18 protein-coding genes are annotated in these 22565 nt (G+C 63.6%); 4 read left to right on the top strand and 14 right to left on the bottom strand.

Features of this window, described 5'->3' with window-relative positions; translation table 11 throughout:
- Positions 1-58: 58 nt before the first annotated feature.
- From ASE12_RS14195 to ASE12_RS14180, 4 genes are all read right to left on the bottom strand, one after another.
- Entirely contained in the window at positions 59-946 is an 888-nt protein-coding gene (locus ASE12_RS14195; RefSeq protein ID WP_056401888.1) for a fumarylacetoacetate hydrolase family protein, read from the bottom strand.
- Positions 947-979: 33 nt separating this feature from the next.
- Positions 980-2347: an NAD-dependent succinate-semialdehyde dehydrogenase gene (locus tag ASE12_RS14190; RefSeq protein ID WP_056401885.1), complete on the bottom strand. Its 1368-nt coding sequence runs from the start codon at positions 2345-2347 to the stop codon at positions 980-982.
- Between the two features lie 31 nt (positions 2348-2378).
- Complete coding sequence (locus ASE12_RS14185) at positions 2379-4001, bottom strand: NAD(P)/FAD-dependent oxidoreductase (RefSeq protein ID WP_056401882.1); 1623 nt, start codon at positions 3999-4001, stop codon at positions 2379-2381.
- Between the two features lie 103 nt (positions 4002-4104).
- On the bottom strand, positions 4105-5055 hold the full coding sequence (locus ASE12_RS14180; RefSeq protein WP_056401879.1) for a LysR substrate-binding domain-containing protein: 951 nt from the start codon (positions 5053-5055) through the stop codon (positions 4105-4107).
- Positions 5056-5389: 334 nt separating this feature from the next.
- On the opposite strand from ASE12_RS14180, the gene ASE12_RS14175 reads away from it, so the two are divergent.
- The 4 genes from ASE12_RS14175 to ASE12_RS14160 all read left to right on the top strand — a co-directional run bounded on the left by ASE12_RS14175 (position 5390) and on the right by ASE12_RS14160 (position 9667).
- Positions 5390-6370, top strand: coding sequence for a C-terminal binding protein (locus tag ASE12_RS14175; RefSeq protein WP_056401877.1), 981 nt, complete (start codon positions 5390-5392; stop codon positions 6368-6370).
- A 432-nt stretch (positions 6371-6802) separates the two neighbouring features.
- Positions 6803-7660 (top strand): ATP-binding cassette domain-containing protein, encoded by an 858-nt coding sequence (locus tag ASE12_RS14170; RefSeq protein ID WP_082582283.1) that lies wholly within the window; start codon positions 6803-6805, stop codon positions 7658-7660.
- Positions 7653-8639: an ABC transporter permease gene (locus ASE12_RS14165; protein ID WP_056401874.1), complete on the top strand. Its 987-nt coding sequence runs from the start codon at positions 7653-7655 to the stop codon at positions 8637-8639. The genes ASE12_RS14170 and ASE12_RS14165 overlap by 8 nt, the downstream gene beginning before the upstream one ends.
- A gap of 74 nt (positions 8640-8713) precedes the next feature.
- Positions 8714-9667, top strand: coding sequence for a sugar ABC transporter substrate-binding protein (locus ASE12_RS14160; protein ID WP_056401872.1), 954 nt, complete (start codon positions 8714-8716; stop codon positions 9665-9667).
- A 432-nt stretch (positions 9668-10099) separates the two neighbouring features.
- Here the strand turns inward: ASE12_RS14160 and ASE12_RS14155 are convergent, their stop codons facing one another.
- The 10 genes from ASE12_RS14155 to ASE12_RS14110 all read right to left on the bottom strand — a co-directional run bounded on the left by ASE12_RS14155 (position 10100) and on the right by ASE12_RS14110 (position 22446).
- Positions 10100-11578 carry an APC family permease gene (locus ASE12_RS14155; RefSeq protein ID WP_056401869.1) on the bottom strand — a complete coding sequence of 493 codons (1479 nt, stop codon included), beginning with the start codon at positions 11576-11578 and terminating at the stop codon, positions 10100-10102.
- A 316-nt stretch (positions 11579-11894) separates the two neighbouring features.
- Positions 11895-12254, bottom strand: coding sequence for a cupin domain-containing protein (locus ASE12_RS14150; protein WP_056401867.1), 360 nt, complete (start codon positions 12252-12254; stop codon positions 11895-11897).
- A complete protein-coding gene (locus ASE12_RS14145; protein ID WP_056401864.1) occupies positions 12251-13666 on the bottom strand; it encodes an FAD-binding oxidoreductase in 1416 nt (471 codons plus the stop codon). The genes ASE12_RS14150 and ASE12_RS14145 overlap by 4 nt, the downstream gene beginning before the upstream one ends.
- 36 nt (positions 13667-13702) lie before the next feature.
- On the bottom strand, positions 13703-15220 hold the full coding sequence (locus tag ASE12_RS14140; protein ID WP_056401861.1) for a long-chain fatty acid--CoA ligase: 1518 nt from the start codon (positions 15218-15220) through the stop codon (positions 13703-13705).
- Positions 15221-15254: 34 nt separating this feature from the next.
- On the bottom strand, positions 15255-16082 hold the full coding sequence (locus tag ASE12_RS14135) for an ABC transporter ATP-binding protein (protein ID WP_200955030.1): 828 nt from the start codon (positions 16080-16082) through the stop codon (positions 15255-15257).
- Positions 16083-16099: 17 nt separating this feature from the next.
- Positions 16100-17116: an ABC transporter ATP-binding protein gene (locus ASE12_RS14130; protein WP_235508979.1), complete on the bottom strand. Its 1017-nt coding sequence runs from the start codon at positions 17114-17116 to the stop codon at positions 16100-16102.
- Positions 17116-17979, bottom strand: a complete 864-nt coding sequence (locus ASE12_RS14125; protein ID WP_200955028.1) for an ABC transporter permease — start codon at positions 17977-17979, stop codon at positions 17116-17118. Before ASE12_RS14125 ends, ASE12_RS14130 begins: the two co-directional genes overlap by 1 nt.
- Positions 17976-18923, bottom strand: a complete 948-nt coding sequence (locus ASE12_RS14120; RefSeq protein ID WP_056401856.1) for an ABC transporter permease — start codon at positions 18921-18923, stop codon at positions 17976-17978. The genes ASE12_RS14125 and ASE12_RS14120 overlap by 4 nt, the downstream gene beginning before the upstream one ends.
- A gap of 80 nt (positions 18924-19003) precedes the next feature.
- Entirely contained in the window at positions 19004-20632 is a 1629-nt protein-coding gene (locus ASE12_RS14115; protein ID WP_162255498.1) for an ABC transporter substrate-binding protein, read from the bottom strand.
- Positions 20633-20787: 155 nt separating this feature from the next.
- Positions 20788-22446, bottom strand: coding sequence for a CocE/NonD family hydrolase (locus ASE12_RS14110; RefSeq protein ID WP_056401850.1), 1659 nt, complete (start codon positions 22444-22446; stop codon positions 20788-20790).
- Between the last annotated feature and the right edge of the window lie 119 nt (positions 22447-22565).

The raw sequence follows: 22565 nt of genomic DNA, 5'->3' as shown, positions 1-22565 counted from the left end.
TCGCGCGTCGACGCCAGCGCGAGTCCGATGCTGATCTCGCGCTCCCAGGCCACCGCGATCAGCCAACCCTGTTCGTGAGAACTCCGACGCGCTCGAGCTCGACCGTCACGACGTCCCCAACCTGCAGCCACTGGGGAGGCTGCCGCTTCGCGCCGATGCCCTCAGGTGTCCCAGTGGCGATGATGTCCCCCGGGCGCAGCGTCAGGAACTGGCTGACGTACGCAACGACGTTGGCGACCGAGAAGATCATGTTCTTGGTGTTGGAGCTCTGCACCTCCACGCCATTGACGGTGGTGCGGATGTCGAGCGTCTGCGGATCTCCGACCTCATCGAGGGTCACCAGGAAAGGACCGCACGGTGTGGCGTCGTCCAAGGCCTTCCCCGCGAGCCACTGGGTGCCCCGGTGTTGCAGATCTCTAGCGGTGATGTCGTTGAGGACAGTCAGGCCGGCCACGTAGCCCAGTGCTTCGGACTCATCCACGCGACTGCATACCCGCCCGATGACGATCGCCAGCTCCCCCTCGAAGTCGAGGTTCTCTGTGATGTCGGTCCCGGCGATCACGTCTGTCGGTCCGATCAGACTGGTGTCGAACTTGGAGAACACATCTGGATGGGACGGAAGCTGCCGCCCCGTCTCTCCCACGTGGTCGGCATAGTTCAGACCGATGCACAGGACTTTGCTGGGGTCAGGGACCGGCGGACCCAGGCGAACCGACGAGACCGACCCGACCACCGGAAGCGTGGAGTGGATTGCGGCCCGATCGATGGCGGTTGCCACGTCCTCGAGCCGACCACCTGCCGCCTCCAGGAACTCCCGGACCGACCCGAACGACTGACCGTGGAAATCGCCGGTGGCAGACAGTGCCTCATTCAAGTCGATGACGTCGTCCTCGAGGACGATGCCGGCTGACCACGATGCCTTGCTGCCGTAGCTGACGAGACGCAATGAACTCTCCTTCGGTGGGGGAAACGGATCGGCTCAGGCGATCCGGAGGAGCTTCTTGTTGGCGAACTCGTTGAGTCCGAGTGACCCGAGCTCGCGACCGATGCCCGACGCCTTCACGCCACCGAACGGCAGATTGGCCTGGCTGCGGACCAACATGTTCAGGCCCACCATCCCGACCTCAAGGCGGTCAGCCACGTCTGCTGCGACGTCAGCGTCTTGCGTGAAGACCGCCGATGACAGCCCGAAACGTGAGTCGTTGGCGAGCTTGAGCGCCTCTTCGACAGACTCCACGCGGTACAGGACCGCGACCGGCCCGAAGAGCTCCTCTGCATAGGCGCGCATGTCGGGTGTGACGCCCGAGATGACCGTCGCCGGATAGTAGGCGCCCGGCCGATCCGGAACGGCACCGCCCAGGTGCAGTGTCGCGCCCTTCGACAGGGCGTCGTCCACCTGCTCGACGATCTCCTGTCGACCGGACACCGACGCCATCGGGCCCAGCTTCGTGGCTTCGTCGAGAGGGTCCCCAACGGTCCAGGCCTTGGCTCTCGCGACAAAGGAGTCGAGGAACTCGTCCCAGATGTCAGCGTGAATGATCATTCGTTTGGAGGAGGTGCAGGACTGGCCAGCGTTGCCGAACCTGCCGTTCTCGGCAAAGGTCAGGGCCTCCTCCAGATCCGCATCTGGCAAGACGATGAATGGGTCTGAGCCGCCGAGCTCGAGGACGCACTTCTTGAGGTGCTGGCCGGCCTGTGCCGCGACCGTGCGCCCCGCTTCCTCCGATCCGGTCAAAGACACGCCGTGCAGGCGCGGATCCGCGATCAGCGCACCCGTCTGGCCGCCCGAGATGATGAGGTTCTCGTAGACGCCATCCGGGACATCGGCGTCGCGGAGGATCGACTCGATGAGGATGGAGGTGCGCGTGCAGGCGCGGGCGTGCTTGAGAAGGATCGTGTTGCCCAGGATGAGGTTGGGGGCGACGAAGCGAGCCACTTGGTAGAGCGGGAAGTTCCACGGCATGATGCCGAGCACCGGGCCCGTGGGACTCGTGCGCACGATCGCCCGCCCACCGGGCACCTCTAGCTCTTCATCAGCCAGAAGGCTCGCCCCCTCCTTGGCGTAGTAGTCGAAGATCGACGCGGATAGCTCGATCTCGCCGGCCGCTTGTGCCACCGGCTTGCCCATCTCGGCCGCCATGGTCCTGGCCAGTTCATCCCGACGCTCGCGGTGCAGCTCGGCCACCCGGGTCAGGTAGGCAGCGCGCTCCTCGATCGGCCTGCGGCTCCATGCGCGGTAGCCATCGGCGACTCGGGCCAACGCCGCCTCGGCCTCGGCATCGCTCATCAAGGTGAACTCCTCGATGGCATCGCCGGTTCGAGGGTTGGTCGTCGTGAATGTCGGCATAGTGGTGCTCCTGCGAGTCGAGGGATGGTCTTCAGACAGCAGACGTGACGCGAACGACGTAGCTGGGGAAACCGCCGTCCGCCTCAGCTCCAGAGATCTGGAGGTACTTGTCCAGGCCGCCGACGTAGAAGTTGGCGGTCCGAGGCTTCCGCTTGCCGGGGATGTTGGAGCCGAAGATCCAGGATCCGGTCTCAAGGAACAACGACCCGTCGAGCTCGTAGAGACACTCATCGAGCCACGCTTCCTCTGCCTCTGGGCGCAGCTCGATCGAACCATCGGGCGTCTCCACGACAGCCGCGATCGCCTTGGTGATCCACTTTGCCTGCACGCCGATGGCCGTTGGATTGTTCACGAAGGGACCGTTCGGGCCGAGGATCATGAACATGTTCGGAAACCCGCTGACCGCGATCCCGAGATGACTCCTGGGCGCGTCACCCCAGTGCTCCTTGAGAGTCTCGCCGCCGCGGCCGTGTATGTCGAAGGCACGGTAGCTGCCCTCGACGGCATCGAAACCGGTCGCCATCACGAGTACGTCGATCTTGTGGAGGGCGCCATCGTCAGTGACGATGCCCTCGGCAACGAACTCCTTGATTGGGTTCTCGCGTGTGCTCACCAGCTCGACGTTCGACCGATTGAACATCTCGTAATAACCGGAATCGCAGATGGGCCGGCGAGCATAGATCTCCGACGGAATGAGCTTGCGGGCCGTCTCCGGGTCATTGACGATCTGCCTGATCTTGCCGCGGATGAAGTCCGCCGCATGCTGGTTCGACTCATGGTTTGCGGTCACGTCGGCGAAGGTCTCGGTGGCGAACGTGTAGTTGCCACCCTTCTGCCAGGCCCACTCGAAGATGGCTTCACGCTCCTCAGCCGTCACGTCCGACATGAGCCGCGTGGTCTCGTCGACGCCGAACCCGATCTTCGAGGTCTTGAACTCCTCCCATCGGTCTTCGATCGTGTCCTTGAAGTGCTGCAGCTCGGCGTCGGTCCACTCACGGTTGCCTGCGGGGACCGTGTACTGCGGCGTGCGCTGGAAGGACGTCAGGTGCTCGACGGTCTTCGCGGCCTCGGTCATGAACTGCACACCGGTCGAGCCGTTGCCGATCACACCGAGGCGCATGCCCGCGATGTCCAGGTCATCCGGCCATGCGCCGGTGTGGACGATCCTGCCTCCGAATTGATCGATGCCCGGAAATTTCGGAACATTGATCTGTGAGAGCAGTCCAACGGAGGTGATGAGGAAGCGGACGCGGAAGTGCCCCTGATCGGTCTCGACGTCCCACCGTGCGGCTGCTTCGTCGAAATCGGCGCGGAGCAGCGCCGTCTCGAGCTGGATTCGCCCTCGAAGCGCCCAGAAGTCGACGGCCTGCTCCAGATATTTCCGGATCTCGGGACCCTGGACGTACCTGGTCTTCCAGTCGACCTGCTGGTACAACTCCTTGTCGAACGGAAGCTGGTACATGAAGCTCTGCGTGTCGGACAGGGCGCCGGGATAGCGGTTCCAGAACCAGGTGCCCCCGATGCCAGGTGCCTTGTCGATGAGAATCGCGTCGAGGCCCAGCTCGTTGGTGAGCTCGCGCAGGGCCATGATCCCGCCCATGCCGGCACCGACGACGAGCGCGTCAACCTCGCGCATTTGATCTCTTTCAACCATGTTTTATCTCCTGCTCCGGAACCCGTCTGCGGCCAATTCGACGCTACGGGCGCCGGCGGAAGAGAGCCATAGATCATTGATGCGAAGAGCCTCGGCGACTGTTTCAGTTTTCGGGATAGTCCTGCGCGACGAGCGCCGCGGAGACCACGACGTCTGGCTCAGCGAGTTTCACCAGGTGAGCGAGCGCGGCCTGGACAGCAAGCGTTGCGCCATTGGCTCGCCACGCCGTGCGCAGATGGACATCGGGAACCCGCTCGCTGTCGGCAGGGTCGAGGGGAACGAACACGACGTCATCATTGGAGGTCCATCGACCGACGGAGCCGAGGGCGAGGTGGCAGCCGACCTCGGCACTGACCAAGGCGATGCACGACTGGGTGTCGGGGGCGAACTGCACATTGTTGATCTTGACGCCGTGCGCGTAGCCCAGCCGCCACAAGCGGTCGGTGGTCACGGAGCCGCCCACGTACGGGAGCGAGACGAACGGTTCGTCTGCGACCTGTCGAAACGACAGGAACTCGGCCGCGGCCAGACGGTGACCCCGTGGGAGGACGATTGCCAGAGAGTCGTTCTGCAAGATTTGTGTCGACACTCCAGGCGGGACCTGGTCCCACCGGCCAAGAGCGATGTCGATCTTCTCCACGACGAGCCGCTGCATGGACGGTCGTGACAGCGGCAGCGATGACAGCTCGAGCTTGATGCCGGCATGGTCCGAACGCATTCTCCGAGCCAGTTCGGCGACGATGGGACGGGAAGCGAGCCCGCTGAACTCGATGCGAACGGATCCGATCTCACCCGTGACAGCCGCCTGGACGATCTCCTCGGCGCGCTGCACCGCATCTATTACCTCGCGTGCGGGATGGATGAGTGCATAACCCGCAGGGGTCAGGACAACGGTGCGAGTGTTGCGGATGAACAACTTGGCGCCAAGGTCCTTCTCGAGGCTTTGGATCGTCCGGCTGAGTGGAGCCGGCGCCATGAAGAGCTGCTCCGCAGCGTGTCCGAAATGGAGATGCTCTGCCACCGCGAGGAACGCTTCGAGCTGACGTACGTCCACCCGCACTCTCCTGTCCTAATGACCCTCGAGCGTACAGCATACGAGCGTTAGTTAGGCTCTTTGACCGAAGATTTTCTCCTGCAGGAGCAACCAGAATGAGCCGCGCGGCCGTTCAAGCCAGGCGTCGGCCCGCTCGAGGATTGATCCATATCCAGCACCGCTGTGCTCCTGTTTGCGACATGGCCTCACCCCGCACCTCCAAACCGTTGACGCCCTCGGAAGCGCGCGGTTACGTTCCGGTTGAGGTTCCGATGTGCAATCTGCCCGGAATGAGAACACGTGAGCCGGCGCGCCGCCGCGGCGCCGCTGGTTCGCCCCCAGACCAGAAGGTGACATGTCCATCAGCACAGCCGCACCCACCGCACAGGGCATTCGCGAGACCGCAGGAACGATCCTCGTCGCCCCTCACCAGTTCCCCGAGGTCGAGCGCGAAAGGCGCCTCGCCGAAGAGTTCGGTGTGGAGCTGCTCGTCGCTCCCGACGTCGAGTCGTTCCGGGCAGCCATTCCCGATGCGAAGCTGATTCTCGTCACGCCGTACGCACGCGTGGAAGAGCAGGACTTTGCGGCGATGAAGCGGTGCGTCGCCGTGATCCGTTACGGGATCGGCTACGACAACATCGACGTCACAGCCGCGCGCCGGGCGGGCATCCCGGTGTCGATCGTGCCCGGCGCTGCGACCGAGGAAGTCGCGTCGCACGCTTTCACGATGGGCCTGGCCCTGGCCCGCCGGATACCAGCTGGTCAGGCTTCAATAGCTTCCAGCGGCTGGGCGGGCAGCATCGGGCTGGACGCGCCTCGGTTCTCGGCCCTACAGGTGGGGGTCGTCGGGATGGGGCGCATCGGCCGTCAGGTGGCCGAGTGGTATCACGCGGTCGGCTGCCATGTGCACGCCTACGACCCGTTCATCACCTTCGAGGACTTCGCCGCCGCCCCCTTGGAGGAAGTCCTGGAGCAGTCTGACGTCGTTTCGCTTCACATCCCCTTGACCGACGAGACGCGCAACTTCATCTCTGCCGACACCCTCAGCCGTATGCGGCGCGGAGCGGTGGTCGTCAACGTCTCCCGTGGCGGGCTCATCGACGAGGCTGCCCTCGCAGGTGCCCTCGCATCGGGCCATCTCGCCGGCGCCGGCCTGGACACGTTCACGGGCGAGCCGTTGGCGGGGAATTCACCCTTGCGTGACGCTCCCAACACCATCCTGACGCCCCACGTCGCGTGGCGTTCCGATCGTGCCCTCGAGACCCTGCAAGAGGCCGTCGTCCTACGGGCCCGTCAAGCACTCACCGGGCAGCCGCTGTCTGATCTCGTCACCTGATCATGAGACCTCGCGGCGTGTCCGGTGACTCGTTGTTCTGAGGCGTCGGGCAGGTTGCCGGTGTCGTTCGTGGGCGGCGGGAATGTCGCCCTGTCTGAACGCATCGATCACCGACGCGACATCTCCCGTCCCGTGCGGGCTGGTTGGCGAACCCGCCGTAGGTGGGGGCGACTGCCCGAGCCCGCGACGGCGGATCCCCATCGCCATCGAACGTCGCCGAGAGCCAGGCCGTCGTCGCGTGATTATTCCGATCCCGACATGACTGTGATGCCAATTGATTCGCAATACGGCTTGGTCATGGACGCTTCGCCGGTATCCAAACTAGGTTTCCAACGCCGCCAGACCGGCGAACCCACCCCAGTACGTGTGAACGTTTTCCCTCTCACATTCCAGGGCTGCGAAACGCAGCCAAGCACGGAAAGGTGCCTACCCATGACGGCTACGCCGCTGGTCGAAATGCGGAACATCCACAAGACATTCGGGGCCGTGAAGTCTTTACGCGGCGTCAGCATCGATGTCATGCCCGGAGAGACGTTCGCGCTGCTCGGCGACAACGCCGCTGGAAAGTCCACATTGATGAAAGTGCTCACGGGCGTGCATCGACCCGATCGCGGAACGATCGAGCTGGACGGTACTCCAACGCATTTTCACACGCCCGGTGACTCGCGTGCGCAAGGAATCGAGATGATCTACCAAGACTTCGCGCTGGCAGACAACCTCGATGTCAGGTCGAACATTTTCCTCGGGCGGGAGCTGAAGCGAAGTGTGCTCGGCCCCCTGTTCCGAGTCCTGGACAACAAGAAGATGGAGCGCGAGACGCGGCGAGTTCTCGAATCCCTGGAGATCAAGGTCAACCCGCGGCTGAAGGTACGCCGACTGTCCGGTGGACAACGGCAAGCCGTCGCAATCGGTCGAGCCCTGGCGTTCGATGCGCGCCTCATCATCATGGATGAGCCCACGGCAAATCTGTCCGTCGCGAAGGTCGACAAGTTGCTGGAGGTCACCGAGCGACTCAAGCAGCTTGGGATCGCCGTCATCATCATTACCCACCGGCTCGATGAGGCATTCGCCGTGGCCGACCGTATGGCAGTGATGCGCCACGGCGAGGTGGTCGGCCGGTTCCATACCTCCGAAGTCACCGAGACACAGGTCGCACACCTCATTTCCACGGGTCTGCTGGAGCCCAGCTTGGCTGAGCAGGAGCGACGTGCCATCGGGAGCACAAGGCGAAAGGCCCGCTTGGCAAAGGCAGCTGGGACTGCAACGGATTTGGAGCGTGACGATGCTTGATTCAATGAAGCTCCGCCTTCACGATCCCGATGTTCACGGCAGCAGGTCAGTCAGAGCCAAGAACATCATCGGGGACTACGGGATCGTGATCGTCCTGATAGCGGTGATGGCCTACTTCAGTGTCGCCACCTCGACGTTCCTGTCGGCGGACAACCTCATCAATGTGATCCGCCAGTCCTCAATCGTCGGATTCGTCGCTCTTGGAATGACCTTCGTCATGATCACGGCAGGCATCGATCTGTCAGTCGGTTCTGTGGTCGGTTTGGCGTCGATAACGGCAGCCTCGCTCGCCGACGGAGGATCGACGGCCTTCATTCTCCCGATCGTGATCGGACTCGCCGCCGGAGCACTGGTCGGGCTGGTCAACGCGAACCTCATCATCCGTGCCGGCATCCTGCCGTTTCTGGCGACCTTGGCAACCATGGCCGTCGTACGCAGCGCCTGCCTCATCTACACCAACGGACAGCCCCTGTTCGATCTCAACACGACCTTCGCATGGCTGGGCACGGGGATGCTGGGACCCATTCCAGTTCCCGTGGCCTTGTTCGGTCTGGCTGCCCTCCTGATGGAGGTGGTCCTCAGCAAGACGCAATTCGGGAAGCATGTGTACGCGGTCGGCGGGGACGTAGAGTCCGCGCAAATGGTGGGTATCCGGGTCAAACGGGTTGTCATCGTGGTCTACCTCATCGCCGGCGTGATGGCGGCGATCGGAGGGGTCGTCTTGGCGGCGCGTGTGAATGGCGCGGACCCTCTGGTCGGAACCGGGTATGAGCTGCAGGCCATCGCCGCGGTCGTCATCGGAGGCACGAGCCTCTTCGGCGGCAAAGGGTCGATCCGCGGAACCGTGCTCGGCGTGTTGCTCCTCGGGATCATGCTCAACGGACTCAACCTGCTGAACGTCTCAGGCTACTACCAGCAGGGCGTCCAGGGGCTCATTCTCATCTTTGCCGTGATCTTGAATGGTTGGCGCTCGGACTGACGACCGCGTCCCGAAATTCCACGTTGCAACTAAACGAAGGAGCAGTGAATGTTCACGAACGAAGGAGTAGAGGCATGACTTTCCATCCCACGCGGAAGGTGATCTGCGGTCTCGCCGGTTCGCTTTTGGTGATCTCTCTCGCCGCCTGCGGCAGTTCTGGAGGCGGCGACGGCAGTGGCGGGACAGTAGGGCAGACGACGTTCAGCCTCGAGTACCCCTTCCAGGTCAAGATCAAGGATGCTGCCCAGAAGACGGCCAAGAAGCTTGGCCTGAAGTACGTCAGCACCGATCCTCGCGGGAGCGTTGCTACTGAACTTGCGCAGGTTGAGGACCTGATCACGAGGAACGTCGATGCCATCGTGATGATCCCGGTGGATCCGAAGAACAGCCAGGCGGCGATGAGGAAGATCAACGATGCCAAGATTCCGCTGATCATCGTCAATCAGAGCCTACCTGCGGATGCCGCCATGAAGTATGACGCCTATGTCGGATCCGATGACACCAACGCTGGCGAGATCCAGGCTGACTATGTGAACAAGACACTCCCGGACGGGGGCAAGCTCATCTACCTCGTCGGGGTCTACGGGACCTCGTGGACGGACCTTCGAAAGAAGGGGTTCATGGGGAACCTGCACGACAACTTCAAGATCGTGTCAGAGGTACAGGCCAAGGGCGACCGGGCCCAGGGCAAGAACGTCATGGAGGACCTTCTTCGCAAGTACAAGTCGGGTGAGGTCGAAGGTGTCGTAGCCCAGAATGACGAGATGGCCATCGGCGCAGCCGCTGCGATCAAGGAAGCGGGGCGCCAGGACGAGTTCAAGATCGTCGTCGGAGTTGACGGCTCAGAGGCCGGGCTCAACGGTGTGCAGGACGGAGCTCTCACAGCAACAGTTTTTCAGGACGCAATCGGTCAGGGAACCCAGGCGATTGAGACGGCAGCAAAGATCCTGAAGGGCGAGACCGTGGCGAAGCAGAACATCATCCCGTTCAAGCTCGTGACAAAGGAGAACCTCGCCGACTTCCAGTAGTCAGGCGATATGACGGCCGCTCCGACCCAGCGCAGACAACGCTGGGTCGGAGTCTCCGAGATGGCGACGTCGCACCCACCAGTACGCCGACCGGTTGTCGGGCTACGTGCACCGTAGGGGGCGCCGACGGATAGAGATTCCGGGACGCTGCCTTAGCGACGCTCCCATATTGAGTGACCGCGACATCCCTCCGACGTCGACATCGACATCGACATCGACATCGACGACTCTCCTCACGGAGCCGGCCGTGGCCCAGCCGGCGCACGGCCTCGCCGGCCGATGATTCAGGGAACACTGACCCTGGACTACCGTCTGCGGCTCACCCTGAGGCACGGCACTTTCGAGACACCGGCCTCCGCGGCGAGGTTGCCTGCCACGACTGCAGACGGCCCGCCCCGATAGTGGGGGCGGGCCGTTCAGATTGGATCGCGGCTAGAGACCTTGCCGGCCGATGCGTTCGTAGACTTCCGGCTTCGTACGTCTCAGGATGTCGCCGAGCACGAGTCCGACAACGAAGAGCCCGAAGGTCACACCGAGCAGTATCGTGGCGATTGGTCCATCTTCTCCAAGCAGGTCCGAGTAATTCGCGAAAGCCAGCCACGCCACTCCGCCGAGGCCGGCAACGGACACCGCGGGCGCAAGGATCGTCTTCCATGGCGCGATCGCAATCGAGGACTGTCCTCTCGCGAAGTACGCCAGGACGGCGATGCTGGCCGCGAACATGAGGAGGAGAATCGCGAAGGTGCCCGCGCCACTGGCTTTCGCGTACAGGGGCTCCGGCGCCATACCGCCGACCGCAAAGAGCACAACGGACATCGCCCACACGAAGCCAACCGTCGACGCCGCGACTGATGGTGAGCCGTGTTTGGGATGCACCTTGCCGAGCACCTCGGGCAGCACCCGATCGCCGCCCAGCGAGAACAGGTAGCGGGCGGACACATTCTGTATGGAGAGCATGCACGCCAACGTCGAAGTGATCAACAGGATCGTCACGACGTCGACCACGGTCTTCCCGAAGAGCTCTGAAATCGCAGAGTTGAACAACCCGGCGGTATCTGCTCCTGCATCTGCTTGAGCTGAAGCGGCCCCGAAAAAGGCCAGGTACGCCCACGCGGCAATGGCATAGAAGACGCCGATTCCGGCGACGGCGAGATACGTGGCCCGCGGAATGGTCTTCTTCGGGTCCCTCACCTCGTCCCGATAGATCACGGTCGCCTCAAAGCCCAAGAAATTGCCGACGACGAAGAGCACCGCGAGGCCGACGTTGCTGTCTGTCACCCGCGGCAGCGTGAAACCTGCCCCGCCCCCACCGGCGGGCCCCCCGTGAGCGAAGGCGAACACGTCAAAGGCGATCACCACAACGACCTCAAGGAGCATGACCAAGGTCAGGACCTTCGCCGACAGGTCGATACGACGATACGCCAAGGACGTTGTCACCGTGATGATCCCGAGGGCAAACCAATACCAAGCGATGTGCGGGCCGTTCAGGGTATCGGTGATGAATCTCTGGATGGTGATAGCAAAGAAGGGCGGGGCGAAGAGGCCGATGACCATGTAGCCAAAGGTCGCCAGGAAGGCGCCGCCAAGGCCGGCGGGACGGCCCAGACCCGCAGTGACGAATGAGTAGAAGCCACCGGGGTTCAACACAACTCGACCCATCGCAGTGAATCCGATGGAAAATGCGATGAGCAATCCCGTCACAGCCAGGTAGATCGCCGGGGCCGTGCTCCCGCTGAACGACAGCAGCACCGGGATGAAGCCGGCAACGGTCGTCAGCGGAGCAGAAAACGCGAGAACGCTCATCACCAGCTCGCCGACACCCATGTCCCCATGCAGTCGAGAAGATTGCGCCTGGCCGACCTCTGAATCCAGCTCGTGGCCCGTCGATCGGTCAATGTTTTCAGCGGTCATGGCCAGTCTTCCTGTGACAACAACGGAGATTTCGGGTGAGTCCGCCCCCCGCACCTGACCACGTCACCTAACTGGTGAGCGGTGCCCGAACAGGCTCAGACGCTACCCGCGGCACAACCTGTCGACCTAGGGATCGTTGGTGCGATTGCGACGAGTAATTGTTGCTGCATTCGCGTCAATGCTGCGGCTCCGTTCAGGACGCCCTACGCGAGGGACAGACGGGTGGGTGGAGCGGCATCGGAATCGAGAGTCATCTCGGCCGAGAGCAGGGGTCCGTGCCTCGCCTCGATCTCAACCGCGCGGCCCCTGTTGAGGATCAGTGTGGAAGCAGGACGTAGACCTTCCGCAAGGTCTCGTAGATGACCCACGTCGTACGGTCACCAGCTTGAAGTCGAACCGCACTCCCGGCTGACAGCGCGATACTGTCGCCGTTCTCGAACTCGACCCGGCCGCGACCGGACAGGACGATGAAGACCTCGTCGGCCTCGATGTCGGTCACCACCCCCGAGGTGATCTCCCAGATCCCGACCTCGACGTCCCCTCGGGAGATGAGAGTTTCCGCTCCTGCAGTCGGAGCGCCGCCGACGACGTCTGCTGCATCGATCGGGGCGTGCCTCAGCGGCAGCGTCCGCACGTCACCGACCACAAGCGCCGACGGTTGCTGATGCTCGTTCATGAGTCGAACCCCAGTCCCATACGGTCCAGGGCGCGGAGCAGCAGGTTCCTGCGACCTTCCCGGTGGTCCGCACGGTCCAGAGACCACTTGGCCGCCTCGATCCCCAGCTTGGCGAAGGGCTCCGGCGGGAACGGCAAGGGCTTCTTGCGGACCATTTCGAAGCGTGTCCTCTCTGTCGCGACACCCGCGAGCCGATCCAACATGACATCAGCGGCGAACCGCGTCGCACCGACACCCAGTCCGGTGAAACCACTGGCGTAGGCAACCCGCCCCCGCCGGGCGAGCCCGTGAAATGCGCAGAACTGGGTCGAGGTGTCGATCGCACCGGCCCAGCGATGGCTGAAACGCATGCCCGCCAGCTGCGGGAACGTCGTGAGAAAGTGCGAAGCCAGCCTCGCGAACGTCTCCGGGCGATCCTCGTAGTCGGCACGCACCTTGCGCCCTGCGTGATAGATCGCGTCGTACCCGCCGTAGAGGATGCGGTTGTCAGCCGTGAGGCGTGAGTAGTGGAACTGGTTGGCCAGGTCTGACACGCCCTGACGGTTGCGCCACCCGATCGACGCCATCTGCTCGTCCGTCAGCGGCTCGGTCATCAGGACGTAGTCATAGACGGGAACCGTCATGAGCCGCGTACGGCGTAGCAGCGGGCGGAAGACGTTCGTGCACAGCGCCACCTGATCGCTGACGACGACGCCCTGCGGTGTGCGGACCTCGACGCTGCCTCCGCGCGAATCGACGCCGGTCACGGTGGAGTTCTCGTGCATCTCGACACCGAGCTCAGCTGCAGCCCGGCCCAGCTCCTTGGCAAGCTTGCCTGGATGGACCAGGAGGCACTCGTCGCTCCGCCAGCGGCCAGCGCGGAAGATGGGGCTGTCGATCTCAGCCCTGACAGCATCCTCGTCGAGCCACGTTCCACCCTCCATCTCCCTGAGCCAGCCCACTTGGTGCGGCTCGTAAGCCACGGCGAGGACGCCCGTGCGCTCCAGCTCGGCATCGAGACCCAGGTCGGTGATGTCGCGCTCGAATCCACCGAGATTCTCATGACCAAGACGTTCCAGGGTGTCGTACTCCTCAGGCCAACGGGAGCGTCCGTTCTCTTCACCGTGCGTCAGACTGGCCTCGGCGAACCCGCCGTTGCGGCCTGATGCCGCCCAGCCGATCGCCTGCGCCTCGAGCAGCACGACACGCCGCGCGGGATCCCTCCGCTTGGCCTGCACGGCGGTCCAGAGACCCGTGTACCCGCCGCCCACAATCGTGAGGTCAGCATGGGTACGCCCCACCAACGGGGCGTACATATCCGAGTCGAGTCCGTCGAGCCAGAAGACCTTGTGCTGCGATGCCTTCAACGCCTGCGCGACAGCGGCTGGGTCGGCAGCTTCCCGTTCAAAGACGGTCTGGTGAGCGTGTGTCATACGTCTTCTTTCGCAAAGGGGGCCTGGCCGGGCGGTTCAGGAGAGCTCGCGCTTGAGGATCTTGCCGGTGCCGGTCATCGGCAGCTCGTCGCGGAACTCCAGGACGCGTGGGTACTTGTAGGCCGCGAATTGTTCCTTGCCCCACGCCACCAGATCGTCCTCGGAGACGTCGTCGTGGTCCTTGTTCTTGACCACAACGGCCTTGATCTCCTCACCGTGCGACTCGTGCGGCACCCCGATCACCGCGACCAGCGACACCGCGGGATGCCCCATCAGGATCTCCTCGATCTCGCGCGGATAGACGTTGAAGCCGCCGCGGATGATCATGTCCTTGGACCGGTCGACGATGTAGTAGAAACCGTCGTGGTCCTTCTTGGCCAGGTCACCAGAGCGGAACCAACCATCCTGGATCGCCTCAGCCGTCGCTTCAGGACGGTTGTAGTAGCCCTTCATGACGTTGTGACCCTTGATCGCGATCTCGCCGACCGCATCCGGACCCGGCTCGACGTCGGACCAGTCATCATTTATGAGCTTCATCTCCACGTCCGGGATCGGCACCCCGATAGAACCCACCCGAGGCTCCTCACCGAACCGCGAGAACGACGCCACCGGCGACGTCTCCGACAGGCCATAACCCTCCAGGATCGTCACCCCGAACCGCTCCTTGAACTGCCGGTGAATGTCGACCGGCAAGGCCGCGCCGCCGGCGACGGCGACCCGCAAGTTCGCCGCCAGTGCCTCGACGTCGGTCGTCTCGTCGAGCGCGCCGAGCAGTCCCCAATACATCGTCGGCACACCGCCAAAGAAGGTGACTCCGTGCCTCAGCATGAGATCGAGTGCCGGCTTGGCCTCGAATCTCGGCAGCATCACGACGGTGCCGCCGAAGGCGAAGGCGCCGTTCTGGATCACGACCTGGCCGAACGAGTGGAACAACGGCAGCACACACAGATAGGTGTCCGGGGTTGTCTCATCGGAATTGAAGAGGTCCGAGCCTGCGAGCGCGTTGTCCAGCACGTTGCGGTGCCGCAGCTCCGCACCCTTCGGCTGACCCGTCGTGCCCGACGTGTACAGAATCACCGCGGTGTCGTCGTCATCCATGTCGACCGAGTCAAACGTCGGCAGCTGCTCCGCCCATGGTGCGGCTCCTGCAGCGGCGACCTCGATCAGGTCCACACCACCCACGTCGACGACGGCTTCGCGTGCTGCGTCGCCGATCGGCAGATCCGGTGTGCCCTCGAAGGCGAAGTACGCCTTGGCCTCGGAGTCGGCCAGGTGATAGGCCACCTCGCGACCCTTGAGCAGCACGTTGAGCGGCACGACGGTGGCGCCGGCCTTGAGGATGCCGAAGTAGATGATCGTGAAGTACGGCAGGTTGGGGCACGACAGGGCGACCTTGTCGCCCGGCTGCACTCCGCGCGACACCAGGAGGTTCGCGACCTGGTTCGCAGCGCCGTTGACCTGCGCATACGTCAACCGGGTGTCACCGAACACGATGGCCGTGCGGTCGCCGTACTTCTCGGTCGAGTGCTCCAACAGGCCTGCGAGATTCGACATCAGGGGCTCCTCGGTGTGCGGTTGAGATCAGGGACTACTGGGCGAGGAGTGACTCGAGGTCGCGACGGGACTGCGCGAGACGGTCGAGATCCCACCCCCGGCGGGGAATCGATTCCAACAGCAAACGTGTGTAGGGATGTTCAGGTGACGAAAGAATCGATCGGGTCTGTCCCGACTCGACGACCTTCCCGAGCCGCATCACGAGGACCGAATCGGTCATGTGCTGGACGACTGCCAAGTCGTGGCTGACGAAGATGTATGCCACCCCGGTCTGCTCTCGGATCTCGTTCAGCAACATCAGGATCTGCGCCTGGATCGATACGTCCAGAGCAGCAACAGCCTCGTCGAGGACCAGGACTTTGGGCTCGATGCCCAAAGCCCTGGCGATCGCGGCTCGCTGCCTCTGCCCGCCGGACAGCTGTGACGGCAAGGCGAGTCCTTGCCGGGCGGACAGCCCGACCTGGTCGAGGAGGACCGCAACCTTCAGTGCGCGCTGAGCTCTCGTGAGCTCGGTGTGAAGGCGCAGAGGCTCTTCGATGGCCGCGCCGATGGGCATCTTGGGGTCGAACGACTGGTACGGATCCTGGAAGATCATCTGCACGGCCCTGGCTCGAGCGCGGCGAGCTTCTGCGCGACCCCGTGCCGCCTCCGTCTCGATCGAGATCTCACCGGCAGTCTTGGTCTCGAGCCCCACCAGGATGCGCGCCGTCGTGGACTTGCCAGAGCCCGACTCGCCCACGATGCCCAGGGACTCGCCGCGACAGAGGTCGAAAGAGACATCGTCGACGGCGACCTTGGTTCCGAAGGTCTTGCACAGCCCACTGACGGCGAGGATGGGGTTCCGTGCGTCGGCGGGCTGCAACCCCTCGTTCAGCCGAGTCATGAGGCTTGCACCTCCTCAGCGCGGATGCAGGCCACCTGCGTCCCCTTCACGTCTCGAAGTTTCGGCACGGACACGGCGCACTCGCCGATCGCCCAAGAGCATCGGTCCCTGAAGGCACACCCACCAGGTGCGTCCGCGAGGGCAAGGGGCCGCCCCGCGATCGGGATCAGCGTGCGCGCAGGATCCAATGACGGGCTCGAGCCGAGAAGACCGACCGTGTAGGGATGCGCAGGCTGGGAGAACAGGGACTCGCTGGTGGCCGTCTCCACGATGCGACCGGCATACATGACGTAGATGCGATCGGCGATGGCGGCGGCCAGGTCGAGCTGATGGGTGACGAACAGCAGTCCCGTACGGTGCTGGGCCTGGAGCCGCTTCAGGAGCATCACGACTTCTGCCTGCGTGGTGACGTCGAGTGCCGTGGTCGCCTCGTCCGCGAGAAGGAGACTCGGCTCGATGGACAGCGCGGCGGCGATCATGACCCTCTGCAGCATGCCCCCCGAGAACTCGTGGGGATGGCTTTTCAGCGCTGCTTCTGGATCCCTGATGCCCACTTCCTGGAGCAGGCGAAGCGACGTCTGCTTGGCTTCGCGGACCGATTGCCCTCCTGCTCGCAGCCCCTCGGTGAGAAAGTCGCCGATCGTGCGAACGGGATTGATGGACGCTCGCGCATCCTGGAAGATCATGGCCGCATCGTGGCGTCGCAAAGCCCTCAACGCTGCTGGTACCGCACCTACGACCTCCGTGGCGCCGACCGTGACGCTGCCGGAGACACGTGCGCCCGCGGGAACCATGCCGAGCACGGCGCGGGAGGTCAGCGACTTGCCCGAGCCGGACTCGCCCACCAACCCGACCGTCTCGCCGTGGCCAACGCGGATCTGCACGTCGTCGAGCAAGGGGTGGCGGCCTCCCTCGCCGTCGCCGATGTCCATGCTCAGCGACTCGATGAGTAGCGCCTGATCACGTGGGGCCTCGACGCCGGTGGTCGCGAGGCGAGGATTCGTCATCTTCATCACGAGGCAGCCTTTTCGACTCGGCGCGTCGACCCGCCAAGGTGCTCACCGATGATGTTGACGCACACGACGGTGACCATCACTGCGAGGCCGGGAACGATCCCGCTCCACGGGCTGCCTTGAAGGATGGAGTCCTGGCTGGAGTTGATCATCACTCCCCAGTCGGCCGACGGAGGCTGAACTCCGAGCCCCAGGTACGACAGGGAGGCCAGGTCCACCATCGCGTAACCGAAGGAGAGTGCACACTGCGCGATCAGTACGGGAAGAACGTTGGGAAGCACGTGCCTCAGGGCGATGAAGGCCGACCCGAACCCCATGACCTCGTAGCTACCCACATAGGGACGCGCCTCTTCCTGCATGGCGACGCTTCGAATGACGCGGCCGATGAACGGCGTGTATGCCAGGGCCAGGGCAAGGATAGGGGCCATCAGACCCGGGCCGAAGACCGCGACCGAGAGCATCGCCAACAGCAGCGCAGGAAACGCGAAGATCATGTCCATGGTGCGGGAGATGAGCGCATCGGCCCAGCCCCGACGCCGCGCAGCCACCAAGGCAAGTGCGGTGCCGAGCGCTCCGGAGATCAGGACGACGAACAACGGCGCCAGCAGGCTCAGCCTGGCCCCGTACAACAGCCTTGCGAGGGTGTCTCGCCCGGTGGAGTCGGTGCCCAGCAGGTGCCCCGGGCTGCCGGGGCCGGCGTTGGACGCAAGGAGATCCGTGGTGTCAGGTTGGTGCGGAGCCAGCAGCGGCGCAGCTGCAGCTGCGACGACGACGAGCGCGAAGATCCCCAACGCCACGTAGAACGAGACTCCTCGGCGCCGCGAGCGGGCGCGACCGCGACGACCAGCGAACAGCAGGCTCACGATGTGACCTTCCGGATCTTGACTCTCGGGTCGATCAGCGGCATGAGAAGGTCCACGACGGTGCTGGTGACCACGAACAGCGCGACGGCAACCAGCGCGATGGCCTGCACCACAGGAAGGTCACGACGTGCCACGGATTGGACGAGGAGCGCTCCGATGCCATTCAGCCCGAACGCCGTCTCAGCCACTGCGGTCCCGACGAACAGGCTCGACAGCAGCAGCGCGATGAGCGTCGCCAACGGTCCGAGCGAGTTGCGGAAGACATGCCTGCGGAGGATCTGCGACTCCTTGACCCCACGGCTCCTGGCCACCTCGACGTGCTCACGCGTGAGTTCTTCCAAAAAAGTGGCGCGCCCGATTCGTGCCAGGACTCCGAAGCTTCCGATAGCCAGTGCCACTGCGGGGAGTGTGAGGTGGTAGATCCGATCCACCGCCCCCTCACCTCCGCCAACTGCCGGGAACCAGCCGAGCTTGACGGAGAAGACCGAGAGCAACACCACAGCCGACACGAACGGCGGCATCGCGGAGGTGATGCTGCTGACGTACAGGCCGATGCGATCCGCGACTCCACCACGGGCGGCACTGATCAGAGCAACCGCCAGGCCGATGACGACAGTCAACGTCGCCGAGTAGGCGATCAGGACGGCCGACACGGCCAACCTGCTGGACAGCAGTGAAGTGACGCTCGACCCGTACTGCAGGGAGTTGCCGAAATCGAAGTGCAACGCTCCGCCGAGCCAGTGGAGATACCCGCCCACGAACGAGCGGTTCAACCCGAACTCCTCGCGAAGGGTCTCGATCTGGTCCGGGGTGAGTCGGCGGCCGCCCGAGAGCGCGATGACCGGATCACCAGGAACCAGCTGTAGCGCGCCGTAGATGACGAGGGACGCGACGAACAGCGTCACCGCGGCCCCGCCGATGCGGTATGCCAACCATCGAGCCACCAGCCCAGCTCCCTTCTGCTCTCGTCTTGGATCGTGGGGCCCAGATGCCCTCAGGCTGCTGGACCCCACACGTGCTCGGACTACTTGCCGCCCAGTTTCGCCGCCCACGGCTTGTACAGGAAGGACTGGTGCGGAGCCAGGCCGGCCAAGCCCTTGCCGTAGTAGAGCGAGAGGTCGCGGGTCGCGATGGGGATCACCGGCTTCTCCTCGGAAAGGATGCTTTGCGCCTTCACCACGGCGGCCGCCTTGCCGTCCGGATCCTCGGTCGCGAAGGCTTGAGCGATCGCCTTGTCGTAATCGGGGTTCGAGTAGCCGGCAAAGTTGTAGTAGCTCGTCGTGGTGAAGTACTCGTAGTACTCGGCCGGGTCGGCGAAGTCGAGATAGCCCGTGATCATCATGAGGTCGATGCCTTTCCGAGCCTCGGCCGAGGAGAACACCGCAGCCCCCTGCTCAGCGGTCAGCGGCTTGAGCTTGATGTTCAGTCCCGCCTGTTTGGCACCGTCGGCAACGACGGTCGCGATGCTCACCTCTTCGGCCGACGACGTGTTGTAGGCCAGAACGATCCGCTGCTCCGCCTCTGGCGCTGCGGCCACGAGCTTCTTGGCCATGGCCAGCTTCTGCTCAGGTGCTGGCAGCGCGTCCCATGCGTCCTGGTACACCTTCTTGCCGTAACCCCACGCTTCCGGCGGCACGAGCGCCCGGAGCGGTGCACCCGTTCCCAGGTACACGGACTTTTGGATTCCGTCGTAGTTGATCGAGGCCTGGAGTGCCTCTCGTACCTTCAGGTTCGAGAGCGCACCCTTGTCATTGAGCACACCCAGGAAGGTTGGAGCGAGGCTCCGGGCAAAGAGCAGGCTCCCACCCGTCTTGTCCAGCTGCTTCAACGAGGACGTGGGCAAGCTCCACTGGCCCTGTACGTCGCCGCTTGCGAGTGCGGCGATCTGGGCTGCCGGATCCACCGTAAAACTGAACTTGACGGACCCCACCTTTGGCTTGTTGTCGGTGTTCCACCAAGCATCGTTACGTTCGATCGTGACGGACGAACCCGGCTTCCAGGACCCGAACTTGTATGGTCCGGTGCACATGACGCCCTTGGCGGACGTCCCGAACGCCTTGCCGGCCTGCTCGGTGAAGTCCTTCTCGATGACCTCGAAGGCTGGGGTGGCGAAGTAGTTGGCGAGCATCGAGTCAGGCTTCTTCAGCTTGACCGTGACCTCGAGAGGACCGGTCGCCTCGATCGTCGGCTCAGCGGTGGCCGCCCAGCTGGCCCACGATGAGGCCAGCTTCGGGTCGAGGATCCGGTTGATGCTGTAGGCGACGTCCTCGCTGGTCATGGGTTTGCCGTCCCAGAACGTGACTCCTTCACGAAGCGTGAAGACATACGTGAGCGCATCAGGGTGGTCGACGCGGGTGGCGAGAGCCGGCTGCTGCTGGTAGTTGTCGTCCCAAGTGAAGAGGCTCTCGCACAGGTTGCTCACAACGGTGGAGTTGGACTCGACGGCAGACGCAGCGGGGTCGAGAGAGTTGGGCTCGCCTGACGGCAAGTTCCAGGTGACTTGTTTGAGCTCCTTCGTCGCCGCCGGGACTGACGTCGTGATCTTGGGCTTGAAGCCTTCGGGATCGCTGCTCCCCCCGCTGCACCCAGCAAGCAGTGCCAGTGACGTTGTCGCGGCGAGCGCCGTCTTGAGTCCAACACTGAGTCTGTCCACGGACCAGCCTCTTTCCTGGTTTCGCTTCTCACAAGAAGCGTCCTGCCTCGCAGCGGTGGACAACCCACCCCACGTTTCGTGCTTTCAGCTGAGACCAGGACGAGTCACGTTGGCTCGCTGATCTCCGTATGCATCCAGTTGTGATCGAGTGACGACTACAGGCAGGTCAGAGCCAGTCGAGCCGGTGCCGTCCCGTCGGTGACGAGACGCTGAGTGCTGCGGTGCCGCTCTGCAGCGGTCCACCTGTTGGAGCCATCTCCGGAGTTCGGTGCGTACTCCGGGTAGTCCGAGCTGCGGATGACGAGACGCAGGCTGTGGCCTTCACGTACGCGGTAACCCGTGTGCCCCATCTCGATGCGCACGGCCTCAGTGCCAGAAGGGTTGAGCAGGATGCCTTGGCCCCTGGCAATCAGATGGGCTTCGCCTGACGGAGCTACGTCGAGGAGCCGCGCGAAGACGTCGGTCGTTGGAGCGCTCGAGTCGACGCAGACGTGTAGGTCGATGGGTCCCGCCAGGTCCAAGGGTGTCTCCACAGGGGCCTGGTCGAAGACCACGGTCGTCTCGTCGTTGCGAGCGCTCTGTTCATCCGGGTACTCGAAGATGAATGCGAACGAGTTCTCGACAGGCGAGGCAGCCAGATGCTCCGGGTCGTAGAGCCACTCGACTTCGGCTTTGCCACTCGGCCTTTCCCAGGTCAGAACGTGATCAACCGATCCGTCACTCGCCGGATTCAAGAACATGTCTCGGACGTGAGCGTCGGCGGGAGGCCAGCTTGCACTCGTTCGGTAGTCGTCGTGGCCCAGGTGCCACTGCACCTTCGGGAGGCTCTCGACCGGACGACTTCCCGCGAGGAACACATCGAAGAAATCGAGCGCCGGGAGCAGATAGGTGGACATGAGTCGATCGAGAGAGGCCGGCGACGCGCTGTGGTCATCCTCAACCCCGATCGGCGCCAGGTGAAGGTGATAGTTCTCGTGATCGATCGAGTCTGCGTGAAGGTACTGCAACGGCGCCCAGTTGGGCCGAGAGACCAATTCCATGTAGTCACGCATGGAGGGGATGAGGAGGTTGTCGTACCACCCGACACAGTGCAGGACCGGGATGGGCTTCTGGGCGAACGGGTGGCCATTTGTGTAGATGCTCAGCGGCACCTGCCGCGGGACCGACACGTCGAACCACGGTGACGTGCTATCGACGTCGCCGAAAAACTGCTCGAAAGCTTCGGTCAAGGGCGCGGCGTCCCAGTTGATCGGGTGCTCGCGGATCAGGTTTCCTGACCACACCTGCGCCGTGTACTGCGCTCCGCAGAGCCAGTCGACATCCTCGACCGGACCTTCTCCACCCGACCACATACTGGGAATCGTCGTGGTGGTCACGCGAGGCACGATGGCCCGAAGCGCTGGATGTCCCGAGCTGAGCGCAGCCCATTGTGTGAAACCGTAGTATGAATCGCCGAACATCCCGACTCGGCCGTCAGACCATTCCTGTCCGACGATCCAGTCGATCGTGTCGTAGCCATCGTTGACCTCGCTCACGGGGCCGACAGCCACTCCTTCGGAGCGAAACTTCCCGCGAACATCCTGGACCACGGCCACGTATCCGCGAGCGTTGAGCCGGGCCGCCACCTCTGCCATGAAGACGTACGGACTGTTCTTGTCGTACGGCAGTCGGACCAAGACGACTGGCAACGGTGCCAGCACTCCGACTGGTCGATAGACGTCGGTGGCCAGGCGAATGCCATCACGCATCGGCACGAGGTGTTGCGTCGCGTCAGGAGACAACGGTGCTGGAGGGGCTTCAACCGGGCCTGGCATTCGAGGTTCCTTTCGGCAATGGAGTGACCAAGATGACATCGCTTCCGGTAGATTGTCAATACCGACAAACAAACTAACTTGTCGTAATCTGACCTCGTCATGAGAGGGGATGGAGATGG

The organism is Aeromicrobium sp. Root236, assembly GCF_001428805.1.
Taxonomy (GTDB): Bacteria; Actinomycetota; Actinomycetes; order Propionibacteriales; family Nocardioidaceae; genus Aeromicrobium.
This window is presented reverse-complemented; position numbering and strand designations above follow the sequence as displayed.

What these genes read in the sequence shown, in the direction of transcription:
- ASE12_RS14160 (WP_056401872.1), top strand. Translation starts at nt 8,714, where the DNA reads ATGACTTTCCATCCCACGCGGAAGGTGATCTGCGGTCTCGCCGGTTCG.
- ASE12_RS14185 (WP_056401882.1), bottom strand. Translation starts at nt 4,001, where the DNA reads ATGGTTGAAAGAGATCAAATGCGCGAGGTTGACGCGCTCGTCGTCGGT.
- ASE12_RS14140 (WP_056401861.1), bottom strand. Translation starts at nt 15,220, where the DNA reads ATGTCGAATCTCGCAGGCCTGTTGGAGCACTCGACCGAGAAGTACGGC.
- ASE12_RS14175 (WP_056401877.1), top strand. Translation starts at nt 5,390, where the DNA reads ATGTCCATCAGCACAGCCGCACCCACCGCACAGGGCATTCGCGAGACC.
- ASE12_RS14150 (WP_056401867.1), bottom strand. Translation starts at nt 12,254, where the DNA reads ATGAACGAGCATCAGCAACCGTCGGCGCTTGTGGTCGGTGACGTGCGG.
- ASE12_RS14110 (WP_056401850.1), bottom strand. Translation starts at nt 22,446, where the DNA reads ATGCCAGGCCCGGTTGAAGCCCCTCCAGCACCGTTGTCTCCTGACGCG.
- ASE12_RS14170 (WP_082582283.1), top strand. Translation starts at nt 6,803, where the DNA reads ATGACGGCTACGCCGCTGGTCGAAATGCGGAACATCCACAAGACATTC.
- ASE12_RS14130 (WP_235508979.1), bottom strand. Translation starts at nt 17,116, where the DNA reads ATGAAGATGACGAATCCTCGCCTCGCGACCACCGGCGTCGAGGCCCCA.
- ASE12_RS14190 (WP_056401885.1), bottom strand. Translation starts at nt 2,347, where the DNA reads ATGCCGACATTCACGACGACCAACCCTCGAACCGGCGATGCCATCGAG.
- ASE12_RS14165 (WP_056401874.1), top strand. Translation starts at nt 7,653, where the DNA reads ATGCTTGATTCAATGAAGCTCCGCCTTCACGATCCCGATGTTCACGGC.
- ASE12_RS14155 (WP_056401869.1), bottom strand. Translation starts at nt 11,578, where the DNA reads ATGACCGCTGAAAACATTGACCGATCGACGGGCCACGAGCTGGATTCA.
- ASE12_RS14145 (WP_056401864.1), bottom strand. Translation starts at nt 13,666, where the DNA reads ATGACACACGCTCACCAGACCGTCTTTGAACGGGAAGCTGCCGACCCA.